Here is an 18,136-nt window from a genome sequence, read left to right as displayed (position 1 = left end):
GCGATCGGTCAGGCGGACCGCTTGTCGTCGCGCTGGGTGACGGCGTTCTCGATGTCGGCGCGGTCGAAGCCGCGCTTGTTGACGAACTTGCCGTCGATGCGGCGGCCGACCTGTCCGGCGTTGACGCCGTGCGGCTTGAGCGCGGAGGAGAGCTGTTCGGCCTCCCACCCGCCGTACTGGTCGGCGTCGAGGGCGGCGAGCGCAGCGACCAGGGTCTCGGACCAGACCTTGGTCTCCCCGGCCGGCCAGATGGACAGCAGGTCGTCCAGCAGGCCGGTGGTGGACTTCTCGCGCTCCGGCAGCTCACCGGCGGCGATGCCGGTGAGGGTGCCGGCGGCGATCCGGGCGGCGCGTGCCCGGTCCATGATCTTCCCGGCGGCGGGGCCGTCGATGTAGAAGGAGCGGACGATCTGCGGGTCGGTGGCGGCGCCGACGAGGTAGCCGATGCCCTTGTCGTTCGCGGTGAACGTGGTGGCCCTCAGCCCGTTCTTGTACGCGCTCGTGCCGAGGACCATGTCGTTCTCGGTCTGGCCCATGACCCGGAGGCAGAACCGGATGCCGACGTTCGCCGACACCCCGCCGGGCAGGGACTTCACGTCGGGGCGCTGGGTGGCGAGCATCAGGATCACGCCCATCGCGGGGCCGCGCTTGATGACGGCCTCGGCCAGCTCACCGGCCTCCTTGCCGAACTCCGAGTGGGAGAAGAGTTCCTGGCACTCGTCGATGATGAGCACGAGCGGGTGCAGCCCGAGCTTGCGGTCCGCCGCGAGTTCCGGGGTGACCTTGTTCTCCGGGCGCCGCTCCTTCGGGAGGGAGCGGATCACCTTGGAGCGGCGCTCCAGCTCCTTGTGGACGTACCGGAGCGAGCCGACGGCGCCCTGAATGGTCTCGTCGTCGGGGCCCGAGCCGTAGTCCGCGGCGACCTTCTCCGCGTCCTCCAGGTCACCGGTGCCCTTCAGCTCCCACACGTGCAGCTCGGCGGTCGGGTCGAGCGCCGCCGCCAGCATGAGCACCCGCAGGGCGAAGGTCTTGCCGAAGCGGGGCATGGCGCCGATCAGCACGTTCGCGAACATCAGGGTCATCTCGACCGTGCGGCCGCGCTGGTCGGTGCCGAACGGCAGCGCCTTGAACAGCGAGGTGGTGCCGGCCTTCGCGAGCGGCCACGCCGGGGGCTTGGTCTGGGACATGTCCTGGTCGCCGACCCACAGCATGAGCCGTCCGGCGTGCTGGTCGTGGACCGGCTCCGGCCACACGCAGCCCATCGGCCGGCGCAAGCCGGAGGCGAGGCGGTCCCGGCGCTCGATGATGTCCACCGCCGTCACGCCGTACGGCAGGTCGACATCCGCCCGCCAGCCCGGCCCGTCGCGGGTGATCGGCGCCGGGAACGTGATCCCCGAGCCGCCCTTCGCCAGCGCCTTGTTGATCTCGGCGTTCCCGAGGGCGCCGAGCGCGCGGACCACCATGTCGGAGTTGAGGCGCTGCACCTTGGTCGCGACCACGGCCCGTTCGATCAGCGGCTGATCCGCCTGCCCGCCGGCCACCCCGAGGGCCATGGCGAGGGCGGTGGCCACGGCGAGCGGGGTCCAGCCCGGGGTGGCAACCAGCAGCACCGCCGTGAACGCGATCCCGAGCACCGAGGCGAGCAGCAGGATCGCACCCCGGGCCCGGACCCGGGCGTCACGCCGCTTGGACAGAATCACGTAATCCTGCACGTCCTCGCGCCGCACGGCCGACGCCCGAACGGGGCGCCCCTCGGCGTCGGTCGCCCACCGCCACGTCCCACCCACCAACCGGGCGGTCCCGCGCGGGGCCCGCACCAGCAGCTTCGCGGCGTAGAGCGGGGCACGAACGGCGTGGTAGCCGGTGGTGTGGGCGACGTGCGCGCCCAGCCACGTCGCGGCGTCGTGCAGTTCGGCCTTGGACTTCGCCCACGCGGGGATGATCGGGCGCTTCTTCGCCGCCCGTGCGGTCGCCCACCGGTCAGCGAACGCGTCGCCCTTCGGGGCCGGGGAGTCGACGTAGACGGACGGCATGTCGTCCCCGTCCGCGTCGGGGGTGGTGTCGGGGCGGCGGGCGGTGCGGGCCTTGTCGAAGTCCAGCACGGTGCCGCCGGCGGCCTGCGCGGCGTGGTCGGCGGCCATGTCCGCCTCCAGCATCGCGAACAGCTCGTGGTCGGGGTCGTTCGGGTTCTGCGGGTGGTTCACTGGTGGTTCCTTCCTCACAGAGGCTGTGCAGGTTGGGGACCCGGGGCGGCCGTCGTGCCGGCAAGCTGGGCGGCCGCCCCGGGGCAGTGCAGTGACGCGGTGGGGTGCGGTGGTCAGTCGGCGAGGCGCAGTTCGCGCGTCTCGCAGAGCGGGTTGCCGATCAGGAAGCCCACTCCCCGGACCGTCCACCGGCCCTGGGTGAGGGGGCCGGGCGGGACCTCGTCGACGATCCATCCGGTGCGACCGGCCGCCCGGGGGTCGTCCGCGCAGCTGACGATCAGCACCTTGTCTCCGGCGTTGAACATCGGTCTCTCCTCCGTCTACCGGGTGGGTCAGGCGCCGATGACCTGCGCGAGCGCGGCGGCGGCCTCGGCCTCGGTGATGTGCTCGGTCTTGAGGTAGCCGCTGTACATGTGGTTGGCGCGGCGGATGACGTCCTGCTCGGTGGCGCAGGGCCGGTCGCCGTCCCAGCGGCCCCAGGTGACCAGCTCCTGGGCGGCGTGGCGGGCGATCCGGGCGCGCTGGTCGGCCCGCCGCTTGTCACGGCGGGCCGCGTTGCGGGCCTCCCGCCGCCGGTCCTCCTCGGCCCGGGTGAGGACGTCGGTGGTGAGGGGCGTTTCGGCGTGGGTCTGGGACATCGGTGACTCTCCTAGATCTCGTCGTGGCGGAGCTGGATGCAGTTGTCGCAGAGCGGGATGACCCACTCCTCGCCGTTGATCTCCCAGGCGAACGGGTCGGTGGTCGGCTCGACGTCCGGCGTGTCCGTGTCGCAGAAGTGGCACTTCACGGTCGTTCTCCTCTCGGGGTCAGGCGGAGGCGATGAGGGCGGCGCACGTCTCGAAGGCGTGGTGGAACGCCTGGTCCAGCGCGTAGGCGCCGTTCATGCCGAAGTCGGTGAGCCGGTAGAACGGGCCGCTCCCGGTGGCGTCGGCGAGGCGCCGCAGCGGCTCGCGCCGGTCGGCGACGTAGTGCGTCACGGCGGACAGGGCGAGGGCGGCGGCGACCGGGCCGGGCCGCAGCCGCACCCCGAGCAGCCGGGGTCCGGCGATCAGGGCGGCAGCCTGGGTGGCGGTGTAGGTCGCGACGTGGGCGGCGCAGGCGCGGCGACCGGCCGCGCTGGACTGCCCCTCGTGGTGGTCGTGCTGGCCCTTGGTGCGGGCCTGGTGGTCGGTCTGCACCCAGTGGTCCGCCACATCGGCGGCCGAGCGGAGCAGGGCGTAGGCAGCGGCGAAACGGGCCGCGCGAGCGGTGGTCACAGCAGGTCTCCGAGGACTCAGGCCGCGCGGGCGGCGGGGTCGGCGCAGGGCAGGCAGGTGCCGAGGTGGGCCGGCAGGACGTAGCCCGCGTCCCGCCCGCAGCCGGGGCAGAGGCGGCGGGCCCGGTTCGCCGCGGCGAGCGCCGCGGCCTTGGCGGGAGTCATCGGCCGGACGGGGCAGGCGAGTTCGGGCCGGTACAGGTACGCGGCCCGGATGCCGTCCCTGGTCCGGCGGGAGTGCCACAGGATCTGCGCCGCAACGGGCTGGCCGTTCGGCCGCAGCCCGCGGGTGCGGAGCTGGCGGCGGGTCAGGTAGCCGTCGGGTGCCATCCGCCAGGGGAACGTGGGGATCCCGAAGCGCTCGCCGGCGGGGTCCCAGAAGCGGGGGCGGCTCACCGGGCGGGGGCGGGGTCGTGGAAGGTGAAGAAGCCGGTGAGGCGCACGCGGATCCCGCCCCAGGTGCCGAGGATGTTCAGCCAGTGCGTGCTGCCCTTCAGGTGTGCTTCGACGTCGGCGGGGTCGAGGCCCAGGGCCTCGCGCCACTGCTCGAAGTGGCTCAGGCTGTCGTGCAGGGACACGCTCACGCCCCAGACGTACTCGCTCCCGTCCCGGGTCTGGGGCAGTCGGTCCAGTCGCAGTTCGGGGGCCGGGAAGTGGGAGAACGCGAGGGCCATGGTCACCATGGCGCGGGCGGCGTTGATCTGCTCGGCGGCGGTACCGGTGCTCACGATGCCTTCTCCTCGCCCTCCGCCTCATCGGCGGAGTCGGCAGTGGTGGGGGTCGGGTCGGGAACGGCGTGCAGCGCGGGCCGGTCGGCTGACTCGGCACGCTCGGCCTTGAGGGCGTCGCGCAGGGTGCGGGCGTTGGCGGCGGACGTGCGGACCGCCTCGCGGATCCGGTCGGCGGTCAGCTCCACCTCGGGCCAGTCGGCGGTGGCCGACCGGGCCTCCGCCAACAACTCCTCCGCAGTGCGGGTCGGCACCTTCGCGCGGGCCGACTGCGGAACACTCCCGGTCGCCCGACGCGGCCGACCCACTGCCGCCGCGACTGCCTTGGCGGGAACAGCCAGGACGCTCGGGATCGGCTGCTCGGCGGGCTCCGGGTCGGGCGACTCGTCCGCCGACTCGACCCGGTCCGCGTCGGCGGAACCGCCCTGGTCAGACACCGACCGTTTTGCGATGGTCTGTGTGTTTTCTGCTGGTTCGGGCTTGTGGTGCAGCACCTTCGCCACCAGGTCCGACCCGAAGAAGATCGAGCCGACCGGCAGCGACGACGCGAGCAGGACCAGGGCCCAGTGGGCGGGCGCCCAGTCGGCCAGTCGGGTCCGACCGGCGTTGTGGAGAGTCGGGACCAGGCCGTGCACGTAGTTGAGGACCAGCGAGGCGGCGGTGTACCCGGCCAGGACCCGCAGGGCGAACTTGCGGTCGGCCTGCGGGAGGACCAGGGCGGCTACCAGGGCGAGGGCCATCAGGCCGTCGACCACGAGCGGGTAGACGAACGCGGCGTCCGCGTCGGCACCGATCGCGGTCGCCACGTCCCGCAGCGCGTTCCACGACACCCGGAACGCCATGCCGACCACGGCCAGCAGGCCGGCGACCATCCAGAACTTCGCCTGGCGACTCACGCCGCCACCCCCAGCACCACCGACACGCGGCCGGCGGCCGTGCGGCGCGCGGTGCGCAGCGGCACCGGCGCCTGGTTCATCAGGCGCTCGGCGTAGGCGGCCAGGTCCGGGTCCTCCCGGCGCAGGTCCGCCAGCACATCCCGAGCCGCATCCATCCGGGCCCGCCGCTCGACCGCCGACTCGCCCGGCACGCCGGCGAACAGCTCCTCGTCCACGCCCAACGCCAGCTCCGCGAACTCATCTCGGTCCACGGCGCACTGGCCTGCAACAATCGACTTCACGGGTCAACCTCTTCCAGTAGGCGGTTGGGCCCGAGGGCCGCCGCGCGATCCTTGGCCGGAGCGCGGCGGCCCGTTTTCATGGCCCTGACCACTCGTCACGCACGAGTAGCCATGGATCCCGACCCGCCCATGAGGGAGCGGGTCGGTCACCAAAGTGACTCGTTCGTTGATCAGCACTCTGTTGAGTTCTCAAGGAACGCGCGCTTCCTTCGGGGGGCTGTCACCCCACCCCTCCGGGCACGTTTGCGCAGGTCAGAGCAGCCCAAAGAAGGCCCCTCTTGCCGCGCCCGCATCTCTCGGTTGCGACACACTCAACATAGACAACCTGCCTAGGCAGGTCAATAGAGTTGGGTTTCTCGCGTGTGTTGAGCATCTGCCCTAGCATGGGTGCATGAGCCTCGATCCGGATGACTCCCGCCCGCCGTATCAGCAGGTCAGCAGCTCTTTGCGGGCCTCGATCCTCACGAAGAAGCCCGGTTTCGAAACCGGCGACAAGCTCCCGTCCGGCCCCGAACTCGCCAAGCACTTCGGCGTGGCGCGCGGCACAATCGACAAGGCACTCGACCTGCTCAGGACCGAGGGACTGATCGTGACCCGGCAAGGCAGCGGGTCCTTCGTCCGCGAGCGCACGTCACGGCCCGTCGGTCTTCGGCCGCACCTCGAAGCCGCCTTCGAGCAGAAGCAGGTGACGCTGGACTTCGCCGGCTTCTCCAGCGAGACCCTCCACAACGCCCTACAGGAACCGCTCGACAAGGTCCGCTCGGGCAGGCTCGCCCCGGAATCCATCACCGTGCGCCTTCTGCTGCCGGACACCGACGAGCCCATGGCCGTGCCGGTACTTGTGGACAGCCTCAAGGATGAACCGGCACTCCGGGAGCGGGCCCGAAACATCGCACTGACCAACGCCGGTGGCATCGCCCACTCGGTCGAGGTGCTGGCGGAACTTGGTCTCGTCCAGAAAGCCACAGTCCAGGTGAAGGTGCACCGGGCGTCGAGCCTCTTCAAGCTGTACATCCTGAACCGCTCGGAGGCGTTCTTCGGGTTCTACCCGCTCCGTGAACGGACCGTGGCGATCAACGGCAACGACCACACGTTCTACGACGTCACCGGCAAAGACACCACACTGTTCCACCACGCCGCCGGACCGGATGACGCCTCGCTCGGCTCGCAGTACGTCCAGCAGGCACAGATGTGGTTCGACAGCGTCTGGTCCACGATCGCCTACGAGCGTCAGCCGTGACCGACGCCAGCCCGTCATTGGTCGACCTGCTTCGCCCGGTGAAGCACGTCCTGCTCGACTTCGACGGCCCGGTCTGCTCGGTCTTCGCCGGGCTCGCGGCACCGGAAGTCGCACGACGTCTCCGTTTGGGCCTGCTCGCTGCCAGCGAGCAGGCCCCGCCCGGGGACGAGACCGAGACCGACCCACTGGCCCTGCTTCGCCTGATCGCAGACGCCCGCCCGGACCTCGCAGTAGCCGCAGATGCCGCTCTCGCCGCGCTTGAGACCGAGGCGGTACGGATCGGCAGGCCAAACCCGGGGGGCGAATCGGTTCTGCGTGCCTGTGCGAGGTCCAACCGGGCTGTCTCGGTGGTCAGCAACAACGCTGGGGCTGCAATCGAGGCATACCTCTCAGACCACGGCCTCAGCGGCTACGTGACTGGCATCTTCGGTCGCTCTCCCGGCGATCCGTCTTCCATGAAGCCGAACCCGCGGCTTCTCTTGGCAGCGATGGACGCTGCCGGTAGCAGGCCGGACGAGTGCATCTTCATCGGCGACGCCGCGAGGGACGTAGAAGCGGGCTACGCGGCTGGAGTGGCGACCATTGGCTATGCCAACAAGCCGGGGAAGGATACTCGGCTGTCCAGCGCCGGCGCGGTCGTCGTAGTCGACTCGATGCAGCTCATCGCGGACGCTCTGGCTTGATCGCCCCCAGGCCAGCAAGATGATCACATATTTCGTTGAAAGTGAGGTAACTTGGCTACTGGCAAGGGCGATTGCTCTTGCTGAAGCTTCTAGGGCCTCACGCTCTAGGGGAGTGTTGGGAGAACTGCATATGCCTAGGTATGTGCATGTGCCTACGAGCGCCACGGCCAACCTGATCCGTCAGGCATACGAGGCCGGTGGCCGCTACCAGTGGGCTCGCGAGGCGTGGAGGAACTCCGAGGAGAGCGAAGCCACCGTCATCCACTTCGGGATCGAAGAGCAGGCCGCAGAGACGCTCGGCGTCCTCCGTCGCACGATCATGGACGACGGCAAGGGCATGGAGCCGACGGACCTCAAGGACTTCCTGACGACGTTCGGCGGCGGCGGCAAGCCCATCGGGATGGACGAAAACTTCGGCCAGGGCTTCAAATCATCCGTACTGCCATGGAACCCGTACGGTGTCGTGGTCATCAGCTACACCGAGGTCGCACCTGATGGTGCCATGCTCTGGATCTACCGCGACGACGAGGGCAACTATGCTCTCAAGGAGTGGATGGCAACTGACGAGAACGGCGAATTCGTCAGCTACACCGATGTCGTGACTCCGTTTGTCGATAACGAGCATGGGTGCGACTGGGGTCGGATCCGGCCGAGCTGGATGACCACCGGTACGATCATGGTGCTTCTCGGGAGCGGCCCCGACAGCAACACCTGGATGGGCGACCCGTCTCGCGGCGAGACTACCGACGACCTCATTCGGTACATGAACGGGCGGATCCTCACCGTTCCGGAGCGCAATGGTCAGGCTATCGAGACGACCATCATTGATCTCTACGCCAAGCGAAGCAACGAGCGCCGGGACACCAAGGACAAGACCGTTGCCCTTCCCGATGGGCGGACGATGGTCTGGCGCCCTCGGCGAGTTCACGGGTTGAAGCACTTCATCCCCGAGAGCGCCGTAAAAGGAACCGTCGCCGTCGACAGTCACGGCACCCAGGTCGACTGGTTCTACGTTCCGGAGCCGCACCCTGCCGTCGGCGGCACCTCGGACTACATTGCACAACGCCCGGCCGTGGTGGTCGACTACCAGGGTGAGGCGTACCACTCGGATAGCAGCAAGTCCCGCTATCGCCAGTTCGGCATCACTGACGAAATCATGAACCGAACCTGGCTCATTGTTCGCCCCCCGGTTTACAGCGACACCCGACCCACACAATGGGGTGTACTGACGCAGGCATCTCGACACATTCTGATCTCCAAGGGGGGGCGGGAGCTTCCGTGGGAGGAATGGGGAGACGCCTTCTACAACAGTTTCCCCGAGGAACTGGCCAAGGCTCGTGACGCAGCACGGGCCTCCACGTCATCCCACTCCGACCCCTCGATGGCCAAGAACCTGGCCCGGATTCTCGACCGCCTCAACCCGCGTTTTAAGGCGTCCCGCGTCCTCAGCTCCGCAGCCGGCCGGATCCTGGGGACCCCCACCGGCGCCGCTGCCGGCGCACCTGCCGCCCGGGGTGGCCGAGCTGGCAGCGGTTCCGGAGCTCCTGGAGGTGCTGGCGGCACAGCGGGCCCCCGGCAGATCCTGGTGCCAAACGCTAGCGGCAAGCTCGCAGGCGCTACTGCGCAGGTACGAGGCGGTTACCCGGCATTCGAGTGGAAGGATTTCGATTCCGAGGAAGCGAAGCACCTTGCGCACTACGTCAAGAACGACTCGCGCGTAATCGACGGTACGGAGTACCGAGGCGTGGTCTACCTGAACTCGAAGCACCCGGTCTTCGTGCAGGAATTCGTCCACTGGTCGAATCAGGTGTGGCCCAAGGCGGATCCTGCAAAGGTTCGGCAGCTCGTGGAGCGCGTCTACGGCGAGGAAGCGGTGGCTCACGTTGTCCACGCGCAGCGTCTCAATGGCACGCTCGTGGCCAAGTCGGAGGACGGAGCCCCTGTGGTGATGGGCGAGGACGACGTCCAGTCGCTGCTTGAGCCGATGGCCTTGTCAGCCGCGCTTCTCGGACTCATCAACGTCGAACAACGGGTGCTGACGCAGGGCGGTGGCCTCTTCGGAAGCCGCGCGACTCAATAGCGACCGCACCGTATGCCAACGCGTATGCCAACAGTGACGTACACAAGCAGACGGCCGGACACCTCTTAGGACCGGCCGTCCTGCTGATCGGGCCAGCTCATGGCCTACCGCAGCGGCCTGAAAAGCGGAAGGTCGCCGGTTCGACCCCGGCCCTGGCCACAGCTGCTGCAAGGCAGAAAGGCCCCCAGTGAGAACTCGCTGGGGGCCTTTTGCTGTCCCGGCGTCCTGCTTCGCCCCGGGCATTGCGCTGCGGGGGCTTGTGCGTACCGTGGGTCGGCGTGTCGCTGTCAGGGTGCGGACGGGGGAAGTGGAGTGGCTGCCGTCGGAACGGCCTCGGAGGTGCCCGCGCCGTCGGAGGACGGTGCGTGGGTGCAGGTGCTGGCGGAGGTGGCCCGGAGCGGGCGACGGCTGCGGCGGGAGGAGCTGGAGGCGCTCCGTGAGTACGGCGACCGGGCGGCGCAGGACGGCCGGGGGCTGGCCGAGCTGGTCGACGAGCGGCTGGCCGCGACCGGACGGGTCTGGGTCGGCCAGCAGGTGGACGCGGCCTCGCTGACGGCGCTGCGGGCCGCGGTGGCCGCGCTGGCGGCGGGGCACAGCCGGGCGTACCGGGAGCGGCTGCAGCGGGAGGAGGCCGGCCGGCGGGAGTTCGTGGCGGATCTGCTGAGCAGCCGCAGCGACCTGGGCCGGCTGGCCGAGCACGCAGAGCGTTTCGGGATCAACCTGGCCTGCGCACACGTCGTCGCGGTGGCCGAAGGCGACGGCTACGACCTGGACGACCCCATGGTGCGGGCACTGGAGCGGCAGCTGCTCGGCCGGTTCGGCGATCAGGATGTGCTGCTGGCGGTGAAGCACGGACGGCTGGTGTGCATCGTGCCGGCCGGTCCCGGGGAGTCCACCGCGGTCAGGGCCTTCGCGGAGCTGACCCAGGGCCGCCGGGTGGTGGTGGGGCGGCCGCACAGCGGCCCCGGCGGGGTGGTGCACTCGTACGAGGAGGCGCGGTCGGCGCTGGAGCAGGCCGGCCAGCTGGGCCTGCCGGGGCAGTTGCTGCACGCGGCCGATCTGCTGGTGCTGCCGGTGCTGCTGCGGGACCGGGACGCCCTGGAGGAGCTGGTGCGCGGGGTGCTGGGCCCGCTGCTGACGACTCGGGGCGGTGCCGGTCCGCTGCTGGAGACCCTGACGGCGCTCGCCGAGTCGCGCTACGTCACGGCGGAGGCGGCCCGGCGGCTAGGGCTGAGCGTGCGGGCGTTGGCGTACCGGGTCGAGCGCGTCGTCCGGCTGACCGGGCTCGACCCGGACGACGCGTTGCAGCGCTACACCCTGGAGACGGCGGTGTTCGGCGCGAGGATGCTGGGCTGGCCGGGTGCGGCGGGCGACGAGGGGTAGCCGGCGCACAGGCCCTGCCAGCGGGCGGCCTGTTCGGGGGTGGCCCGGCTGCGGAGCAGGGCGAGCTTGAGCAGGTTGGCCTCGGCGGCGCTGCCGAGGGTGCGGGCCTCGGCGCGGTAGTGGTCGTCGAGCAGGGCCTCGATCTCGGCCTCGCTCTGGACCGGGTCGATCCGGGCGGCGAGCTGCGCCATGGTCCGATAGGAGCCCTGGAGCAGGAACGCCGGCTCTGAGCGGTCGTTCTCCTGCTGGGCGGCGGAGGCGATGTAGGCGCTGTTGACGGTCAGGACGGTCCGCTGGACCTGTCGCAGACGGGTCAGCGCGGCCAGGGCCCGGTCCAGGTCGGGCACGGGTCGGGCGAGCCGGTCGGCGTGGGCGCTCGGATCGCCGTCGGCGAGGGCGATGAGTAGGCGCAGGTCGGCCGGGTCGGTGCCGGCGAGCGGGGCCAGCACCGGGTTGGCGGCGAGCGCGTTCTCCAGGAAGGACAGCGCGAAGAGTTCCTGGTGTCCGGTCAGCACCTCGCCGAGGTTCCACACGTCGGCGCGGTTGGCGAGCATGTCGGGGATCTCGAAGCGCCGGCCGCGGGCGGTGTAGGGGTTTCCGGCGAGGCAGACGGCGAAGCGGCGGCCGCGGAGGTCGTAGCTGCGGGGGGTGCCGTCGCTGACGGCCTCGATGCGGCGCTGGGTGTCGCACAGCGGGATGAACTTCTGCAGGAGTTCGGCGGAGACGTGCTGGATGTCGTCCACGTGCAGCAGGACGTTGCTGCCCGCCTCCAGGGCGAAGACGATCTTCTCCACCTCGCGACGGGCGGCCGCGTCGGGTGCCCGGCCGGGGTCGAGGGTGGTCGTTCCGGCGCCCAGGGCGGGGCCGTCGACGCGGACCATCAGCAGGCCGAGGCGGTCGGCGATGTACTCCAGCAGGGTGGTCTTGCCGTAGCCGGGCGGGGACAGGAGCAGCAGCAGGCCGCTGCGATCGGTGGTGGCGGCGGTGTCGAGGGTGCCCAGCTGCTTCGCGAGGCTGTGTCCCGCCAGCGGCAGGTAGACCTGGTCGACGAGCTGGTTGCGGACGAAGCCGGCGAGCGGGCGCGGCCGGAAGTCGTCCAGCCGAAGCCGGGTCCGTTCGGCAGCCAGGACTTCGGCGCGCCGCTGCTGGAAGGCGCGGTGGGCGGGGGCCCGTTCGCTCCGGAACAGCTTTGCCCGATGCGGCAGTTCGTCGATGCGGACGGTCAGCCGGCCGTCCTGGAGCCGGGGGTGGGTGCCGAGCAGGCCGTGGACGGTCTCGCCGATGGGCGCGGCGATCTCGTAGCGCGGCAGGCCGGGTGTGCACAGCTGGGCGACGGCCTCGGCGAGGCCCTCCTCGGCCGAGCCCTCCTCGGCCCGCTGGACGTGGGCGTGGGTGGTGGCCTGGGCGGTGGCGTGGGCGCCGAGCCAGACGGCGGCGAGCTGGCGGCGGGCCGGCAGGTCGTCGCCGAGGGCGTCGAGGTCGGCGGCGAGGGCGGGAGCGGCGTCGGTGTGCCGGAAGCCGTCGAGGAGGGTGCGGGCGGCGGCGCTGGTGGCGAAGCCCTCCGCGGGGGCGGCGAGCTCCTCGACCAGGTAGGCGCCGGCGTGGCACTCCGTCGGCAGGCCGTGCGTGGACGCGAACGCGTCGACGGCGTCGCCGAGTTCCGCGGACAGTTCGGCCAGTGCGGCGACCGCGGCGCCGGCTCCGAAACGCTCCCGGGCCCGGCCGAGGGAGCGGGCCCGCAGCCGCCACGCGGCGCGCTGCCGGTCGTCCGTGCCGTGGGCCCAGAACAGCTGCGCCGCGGCGCGCACCTCGGCCGGGTGTTCCAGCAGCCCGGCGCCGGCGCGCAGGCGCAGCAGCGCGCCGAGGATGAGCGCGGCGTCGTGGTCGTGGACGCCGCGCTCGTACCCCTCGTCGTGGGCGCGTTCGGCGGCGCGACGGACCTGGTCGAGCAGCGGTTCGTCGGTGGCGCCGGGCAGCAGGGCGGCGGCGAGGTACTCGGCGCGGTAGAGCGCGGGTGACTCGCTGACCAGGGGTTGGGTCCAGAACTCGCGCCCGGCGAGCAGTTCCGGCACCCGGGCGGGGCGGCGGTAGCCGGTGCCCGTGACGAGGAACGCAAGACCGTCGCCATCGGGCTGCAGGACGAGTTCGACCGGCTCGCGGCGGACCGCGAAGCGGTGGCGGCCGAGCCGGACGCTCGCGCCGCCGTCCTCGGAGAGGTCGGCGCGGTCGCGCAGGTCACGGAGGGCGGCGCGACCGGCGCCGAGCAGGCCGTCCTCCAGTTCCTGGGCGCGCACCGGGTCGTCGAGGCCGCGCAGTTCGCCGGCCGCCGCGCGGACGCGCACCGCCATCGGGTCGGCGGCCTGGGCGGCGTGGACGTCGGCGGCGGTGGCCAGCCCGGCGAGTCTGCGGCGCAGGGCTTCCAGGGCGCGCTGCCCGGAGGCGGCGATCCGGTCGGCCCGGGCGGCGGCCTCGTCCAGCAGGGCCTGCCGGCGGGCGGCGAAGGCCTGCTGGATCTCCTCGCGGCGCAGGGCCAGGTCGGCGGCGAGGTCCTCCGCCTCGGCGAAGCGGGCTTCGAGGGCGTCGACGCGCAGCAGCAGCCGGGCGAGCTGGTCGTCGCAGGCGGCGGGCCCGTCGGCGGCGGTCAGGGCGGCGGTGGTCGCCTGGGCGAGCAGGGCCGACTCGGCGGCGTGGGCGGCGCGGTGCTCGGCGTCGAGCAGGGTGCGGCGCCGGTTCGCCAGGACGGCGCGGGCCCGGTTGACGGCGGCCAGGACTTCGCCGATGGCCAGCAGGACGGCAGTTCCGGCGGCCGGGTCGGCGGCGACCGCGCCGGTGACCAGGTCGGTCACGGTGGCCAGCGCGTCCGCCTGCTCGCCGAGGCGGCCGGTGAGCAGTGCGGCGTCGGCGGTGGTGGTGACCGACTCGGCCTCCTCGGCGGCGTGCTGTGCCGCGGCGAGCGGATCGGCGAAGGCCCGGGGTTCGGCGAAGAACGCGAGGGCGCGCTCGATCGCGGCGGTCAGTTCGGCGGCGAGCTCGGCCTCGACGCGTTCGAGGGCGGCGAGGTCGAGCTGCGGCAGCTCGCGGAGCGTCCGGGTCCGGCCCTGGGCCTGGCGCAGTTCGGTGAGGTGGACGGTCCATCCGTCGGCGTCGGTGGGCGGCTCGCCGTGGGAGCGGCGGACGAGGGCCGCGGCCTCCTCGCGGGCCTGTTCCAGTGCCTGGGCGGCGCGGGCGGCGAGCCCGCTGATCCGGGCCTGTTCGGCGGCCAGCTGTTCGGCGGCCTCGCGCAGTTCGGTGAGCGGCCCGAGCAGGCCGGTGTCGGCGAGCCAGTAGTGTCGGGTCGCCGTCCTGGTGCAGGCGTCGAGGACGGGATCGGCGGCGGCCGGCCCACGGTCGTCGCGGCTCCCGGTGGTGGCGGTCCGCACCACCTCGAGGCAGTCGGCGATGCCGGCCACCAGGTCGGCGTTGCCGATCCGCTCCAGCGGGCCGTCACCGACCGGCTGCGCGGCGGCGAAGTCGGCGGACTGGAAGGGGGTCTGCCACAGCTGGAGCTCGTGCGTGCGGACCGGCTGGCGGTCCGGCCTGAGCAGTACCAGCGTGCCGTCCGGGAGCACGGTGTGCGCCACGCCCTGGAGGGCCGCGGCGGCCTCGCGGCGGACGGTGTTCCACGGCAGCAGCAGGACTTGGGCGCGGGTGGGGCTGCTCAGGACGTAGAGCAGGTCCTCCCCGTTGGGTGCGGGCCGGACGGTGTCGAAGCGCATGTGGTCGGTGCCGTCCGCGCCGTCCGCGCGGAAGACGTGGTGGGTGCCGTCGGCCAGCTCGTAGCCGCCGGGGAAGATCAGGCCCTGCTCGGCCGGGAGCAGCCGGGCGCCGAGGCCGAGCGAGTCCTGGCGGCGCACCGACCCGGTGCGGGTGTTGACGACGAGGTACCGGTCGGCGGGTTCGTTGTACGGGCGGATCCGCAGAAGCAGCAGCGCGCCGGCCCGCGCGTGGGCGACCGCGGCGTCCGCGAGGCTCTGCAACGGTTCGTCGACCGGCTCCTCGTACAGCAGACGGTCGCCGGGGACGGCGCGCACGGTGAGGCTGCCTCCGGTGGTGGCGACGGAGACGTCCGCCGTCCTGATCCGGCCGTCCTTGTGGTGCTCGCGGCCGGCGGTCGTCCAGACGAGTTCGTCGGCCGGCGGCTCGGGGAGGTCGCGCTCGCCGTGGTTGCCGAGGTACTCGACCCGGTCGGCGGAGAGCTGCCAGCTCAGGACGCGCTGGTCACCGTCGTTCCCACCGGTCCGGAAGACCGCCAGCAGCCGTCCGGACGCGGTGCGCAGCAGGCGGGCGAGCCGTGCGTCGCGGTAGTACCGGAGCAGCTCGGCCAGGTCGCGGTGGAACCGCTCGTCGTCGAGCAGGCCGGGGACCGCGCCGGGGTCGAGCGGCGAGCCGTCGAGGGCGTGCAGGGAGAGCAGGTCCTGGTCGAGGCCGGCCGCCGTCGTCCCGATCAGCAGGACGCCGGGGCGGACGGCGACGATGCCGCAGGCCCTGCCCTCCCCGGCGGTGCGCGGCCGGACCGCGCCCGTGAGCTCCAGCGCCCGGGCGCCGAAGGCCTCCTGGCGCAGGACGTTCAGTTCCTGCGCCCGTCGCCCCAGCTCTGCGGCACGGTCGGCGAGCCGCGCCTGCAGGATCCGGTAGGTGCCGTCTTCGACGCCCATGTCTCTTCCTGTGCTCCCTGGCCGTTCCCGACGTCCTCGCGTTACATGCCGGTGCTGTTGGCGCCACCGGTGGCGGCGGCGGTGCCGTTGAGCAGCCGGGCCGGATCCGCCGGCAGCGTGCCGTCGGCAGCGCCGGCGGCGAGCAGCCGCTGCAGCACGGCCAGGTTCCACGGCCCGCCGGCCGCCAGGGCGCGCAGCACGTCCGTGGCGTCCTCGCTGAAGTTCCGCTCGCCGCTCAGCCAGTCCGCGCCCAGGGCCTTGACGGTCTCCGAGCTATGGACCGCCGCGTCGATGCCCTTGCCGAAGGACACCGCCCCGACCAGCCGCTCGAGGAAGACGCTGTCGCCGCCGACGATGTCGATGTCCGCGCTCTCCAGGCCTGCGGCCAGCACCGCCGCCTGGGCCTCGGCGACCTTGCTCTGCACCTCCAGCGCGGCCAGCCGGACCTCCTTGTCCGCGGCCAGCCGGAGCCGGAACTCCTCGTGCGACCGGGAGACCTCGTCGAGCGCGGCCATCGCGGCCGCCTTCTTCTCCAGGCCGGCGGCCTCGCCCAGCAGCCGTTCCCGGATGCCCGCGGCCTCCGCGTTGGCCTTGCTCTCCGCCACCGCGGCCTCGGCCAGGCCGACCTTCTCGATCGCGTCGGCCTTCTCCTTCAGGCCGGCGGCCTCGCCCTCCAGCCGGGCCCGCACGCCGGCAGCCTCGGCTAGGGCCTGACGCTCCGCCACCTCGGCCTGGGCCAGACCGGCGGCTCCGGCCAAGGCCCGTTCGCCCTCGGCCCGGCGGAGGTTGGCGACGGCGTCCAGCTCGGCGCTCTTCTGGCCGGCCTCGGCCAGCACCAGCTGCTCCTTCGCCCGCAGGTGCGCGGCCTGCTCGGCGGCCTCGGCCGCCTTGATGTCCTTGACCAGCTGCTCCTGCGCCTCCGCCTCGGCAGCGATGATCACGCTCTGCCGCGTGCGCTCGGCCTCCTGGACGACGCGGACCCGCTTGATCTCCTCCTCCTGCTCCGCGACCGTGCGCTCGACGGCGACCCGCTCGCGCACCACCTCGGCCACGCCGCGGCGCTTGACCTCGACCTCCTTCTCGACGTCCGCCTGGGCGAGCTGTACCTCGCGTTCGCGGTTGACGACCTCCAGCAGCCGGTCCTTCTCGATCCGCTCGGTCTCCACCGCGAGCACCCGCTCCCGGTTCTTCTCGGCGACCGCGATCTCCCGCTGCTGGTTCTCCCGCTGCACGCCGAGCAGTTCCTCGGTGCGCAGCAGCGCGCCGTGGGCCTTGAGCCGCTCCTCCTCCTGGACCATCGCGGTGGCGGCCTCCTCCTGCGCGCGCAGGGTCTCGATCCCCTTGCGCTGGCGGATCTCGGCCTCGGCGCGGCGCCGCTCCAGCTCGAGGACGGCCTCCCGGGCGTCCACGTTCTGGCGGGTGATCTCCATCTCCTCGTTGCGCTGGAAGTCGTTGGTGCGGATGTGCTCCAGCGCGGTCAGCTCGGTGATCTTCCGGATGCCCTGGGCGTCGAGGATGTTCGTCGGGTCGAGCTGGGCCATCGGGGTCTGCTCGAGGTGGTCGATCGCGGCGTCCTCGAGGTGATAGCCGTTCAGGTCCGTGCCGATGGCCGCGACGATCCGGTCCCGGAACTCCTCGCGGTGGGTGTAGAGGTCGGCGAAGTCGAGCTGCTTGCCGACGGTGCGCAGCGCCTCGGCGAACTTAGCGCTGAACAGGTTCTGCAGGGTCTCCTGGTGGCTCGCCCGCTCGGTGCCGATCGCCTGCGCGACCTTGATGACGTCCTCGACGGTCTTGTTGACCCGGACGAAGAAGGTGATCTGGATGTCGGCGCGGATGTTGTCCTTGCAGATCATGCCCTCCCGGCCGGTCCGGGAGATCTCGATGGTCTTCACCGAGATGTCCATGACCTCCGCCCGGTGCAGTGTCGGCAGGACCAGGGCGCCGGTGAACGTCACGTCGACGTTCTTGGGCCGCGAGACGATCAGGGCCTCGCCCTGGACCACCTTGCGGAACAGCCGGCCGAAGAGCAGCAGCGTGCCCAGGCCGATGAGCAGGAGGACGGCGACGAGCACGCCGATTCCGATGGTGACGACAGACATGGCTGTTCCCTTGGACGACCTTGCCGTGAATGGATGTGAACGGACGCGCGGGCGGACGGACGGAACGGCTGCGGGACAGGCCGCGTGGACCGCGTCAGCCGGTGGACGGCGGGAGGGGCATGACCCGGAAGAACGCGCCGTCCTCGTCGTAGTCGTAAATGAGTGCGCAGACCCCGGCGCGGAGCACGTTCCCCGCACCGGCCGCGTCGTCGCGGCTCTGGCGGACCTGCACCACGGCGGACGAACCGTCGGCCGCACGGACCTCGGCCTGCCCGAAGTCGGGCCCGACCCGCCCGGTGCGGATCACGCAGCCCAGCCCCACGAAGTCGCGGTGCGAGGGCGGCGGGGGCGGCTCCGGCATCAGCCGGCGCAGAGGCCACACCAGCAGGCGGGCCCCCACCCACCCGCCGACCAGCGCCACCGGCAGCATGAACCACGCCCCGCCGAAGCCCGTCCGGGCCCGTCCGATCAGCGCGGTGAACCAGGCGAACACCACCACGAGCGACACCGCCACGGTGATCGGCACCCCGCCAAGGCCCAGCAACCGCTGGGGCCCGAGGTGCCCGTGACGCCCCCCGCCGTCCCGTGGTGCC

General features: G+C 71.9%; 16 protein-coding genes. 4 read left to right on the top strand and 12 right to left on the bottom strand.

The window, feature by feature from the left end; genetic code table 11:
* Positions 1–8 precede the first annotated feature (8 nt).
* The 9 genes from FHR36_RS00080 to FHR36_RS00040 form a co-directional block, all read right to left on the bottom strand.
* Positions 9–2,204 carry an ATP-binding protein gene (locus tag FHR36_RS00080; RefSeq protein ID WP_308199092.1) on the bottom strand — a complete coding sequence of 732 codons (2,196 nt, stop codon included), beginning with the start codon at positions 2,202–2,204 and terminating at the stop codon, positions 9–11.
* 113 nt (positions 2,205–2,317) lie between these two features.
* The gene (locus tag FHR36_RS00075) at positions 2,318–2,509 is read right to left on the bottom strand and encodes a hypothetical protein (protein ID WP_253792655.1); all 192 of its coding nucleotides are present in this window, start codon (positions 2,507–2,509) and stop codon (positions 2,318–2,320) included.
* A gap of 27 nt (positions 2,510–2,536) precedes the next feature.
* Complete coding sequence (locus tag FHR36_RS00070) at positions 2,537–2,842, bottom strand: hypothetical protein (protein WP_253792654.1); 306 nt, start codon at positions 2,840–2,842, stop codon at positions 2,537–2,539.
* Positions 2,843–2,853: 11 nt separating this feature from the next.
* Entirely contained in the window at positions 2,854–2,991 is a 138-nt protein-coding gene (locus tag FHR36_RS00065; protein ID WP_253792653.1) for a hypothetical protein, read from the bottom strand.
* Between the two features lie 19 nt (positions 2,992–3,010).
* Positions 3,011–3,460, bottom strand: coding sequence for a hypothetical protein (locus tag FHR36_RS00060; RefSeq protein ID WP_253792652.1), 450 nt, complete (start codon positions 3,458–3,460; stop codon positions 3,011–3,013).
* 17 nt (positions 3,461–3,477) lie between these two features.
* Positions 3,478–3,855 carry an RRQRL motif-containing zinc-binding protein gene (locus FHR36_RS00055; RefSeq protein WP_308199091.1) on the bottom strand — a complete coding sequence of 126 codons (378 nt, stop codon included), beginning with the start codon at positions 3,853–3,855 and terminating at the stop codon, positions 3,478–3,480.
* Entirely contained in the window at positions 3,852–4,187 is a 336-nt protein-coding gene (locus FHR36_RS00050; protein ID WP_253792651.1) for a hypothetical protein, read from the bottom strand. Before FHR36_RS00050 ends, FHR36_RS00055 begins: the two co-directional genes overlap by 4 nt.
* Positions 4,184–5,083, bottom strand: a complete 900-nt coding sequence (locus FHR36_RS00045) for a DUF2637 domain-containing protein (RefSeq protein ID WP_253792650.1) — start codon at positions 5,081–5,083, stop codon at positions 4,184–4,186. Before FHR36_RS00045 ends, FHR36_RS00050 begins: the two co-directional genes overlap by 4 nt.
* Positions 5,080–5,364, bottom strand: a complete 285-nt coding sequence (locus FHR36_RS00040; protein ID WP_253792649.1) for a hypothetical protein — start codon at positions 5,362–5,364, stop codon at positions 5,080–5,082. Before FHR36_RS00040 ends, FHR36_RS00045 begins: the two co-directional genes overlap by 4 nt.
* A 391-nt stretch (positions 5,365–5,755) precedes the next feature.
* Here FHR36_RS00040 and FHR36_RS00035 point away from each other — a divergent pair, with 391 nt between their 5' ends.
* The 4 genes from FHR36_RS00035 (at position 5,756) to FHR36_RS00020 (ending at position 10,750) form a co-directional block, all read left to right on the top strand.
* A complete protein-coding gene (locus tag FHR36_RS00035) occupies positions 5,756–6,604 on the top strand; it encodes a GntR family transcriptional regulator (RefSeq protein WP_253792648.1) in 849 nt (282 codons plus the stop codon).
* Positions 6,601–7,287, top strand: coding sequence for an HAD family hydrolase (locus FHR36_RS00030; RefSeq protein WP_253792647.1), 687 nt, complete (start codon positions 6,601–6,603; stop codon positions 7,285–7,287). Before FHR36_RS00035 ends, FHR36_RS00030 begins: the two co-directional genes overlap by 4 nt.
* A 112-nt stretch (positions 7,288–7,399) precedes the next feature.
* A complete protein-coding gene (locus tag FHR36_RS00025) occupies positions 7,400–9,367 on the top strand; it encodes a hypothetical protein (RefSeq protein WP_253792646.1) in 1,968 nt (655 codons plus the stop codon).
* A gap of 312 nt (positions 9,368–9,679) precedes the next feature.
* A complete protein-coding gene (locus tag FHR36_RS00020; protein WP_253792645.1) occupies positions 9,680–10,750 on the top strand; it encodes a PucR family transcriptional regulator in 1,071 nt (356 codons plus the stop codon).
* On the opposite strand, the gene FHR36_RS00015 is transcribed toward FHR36_RS00020, so the two are convergent.
* From FHR36_RS00015 to FHR36_RS00005, 3 genes are all read right to left on the bottom strand, one after another.
* Positions 10,678–15,444: a DNA repair ATPase gene (locus FHR36_RS00015; protein ID WP_253792644.1), complete on the bottom strand. Its 4,767-nt coding sequence runs from the start codon at positions 15,442–15,444 to the stop codon at positions 10,678–10,680. The genes FHR36_RS00020 and FHR36_RS00015 overlap by 73 nt on opposite strands.
* A gap of 41 nt (positions 15,445–15,485) precedes the next feature.
* Entirely contained in the window at positions 15,486–17,543 is a 2,058-nt protein-coding gene (locus FHR36_RS00010; protein WP_253792643.1) for an SPFH domain-containing protein, read from the bottom strand.
* A gap of 94 nt (positions 17,544–17,637) precedes the next feature.
* The coding region (locus tag FHR36_RS00005; protein ID WP_253792642.1) for a hypothetical protein at positions 17,638–18,136 on the bottom strand (499 nt) is incomplete at its 5' end.

The sequence above is a fragment of the Kitasatospora cinereorecta genome (assembly GCF_024172095.1).
Lineage (GTDB): Bacteria > Actinomycetota > Actinomycetes > Streptomycetales > Streptomycetaceae > Kitasatospora > Kitasatospora cinereorecta.
The sequence above is the reverse complement of the archived record's forward strand: the minus strand, read 5'-3'. Positions and strand labels throughout refer to the sequence as shown.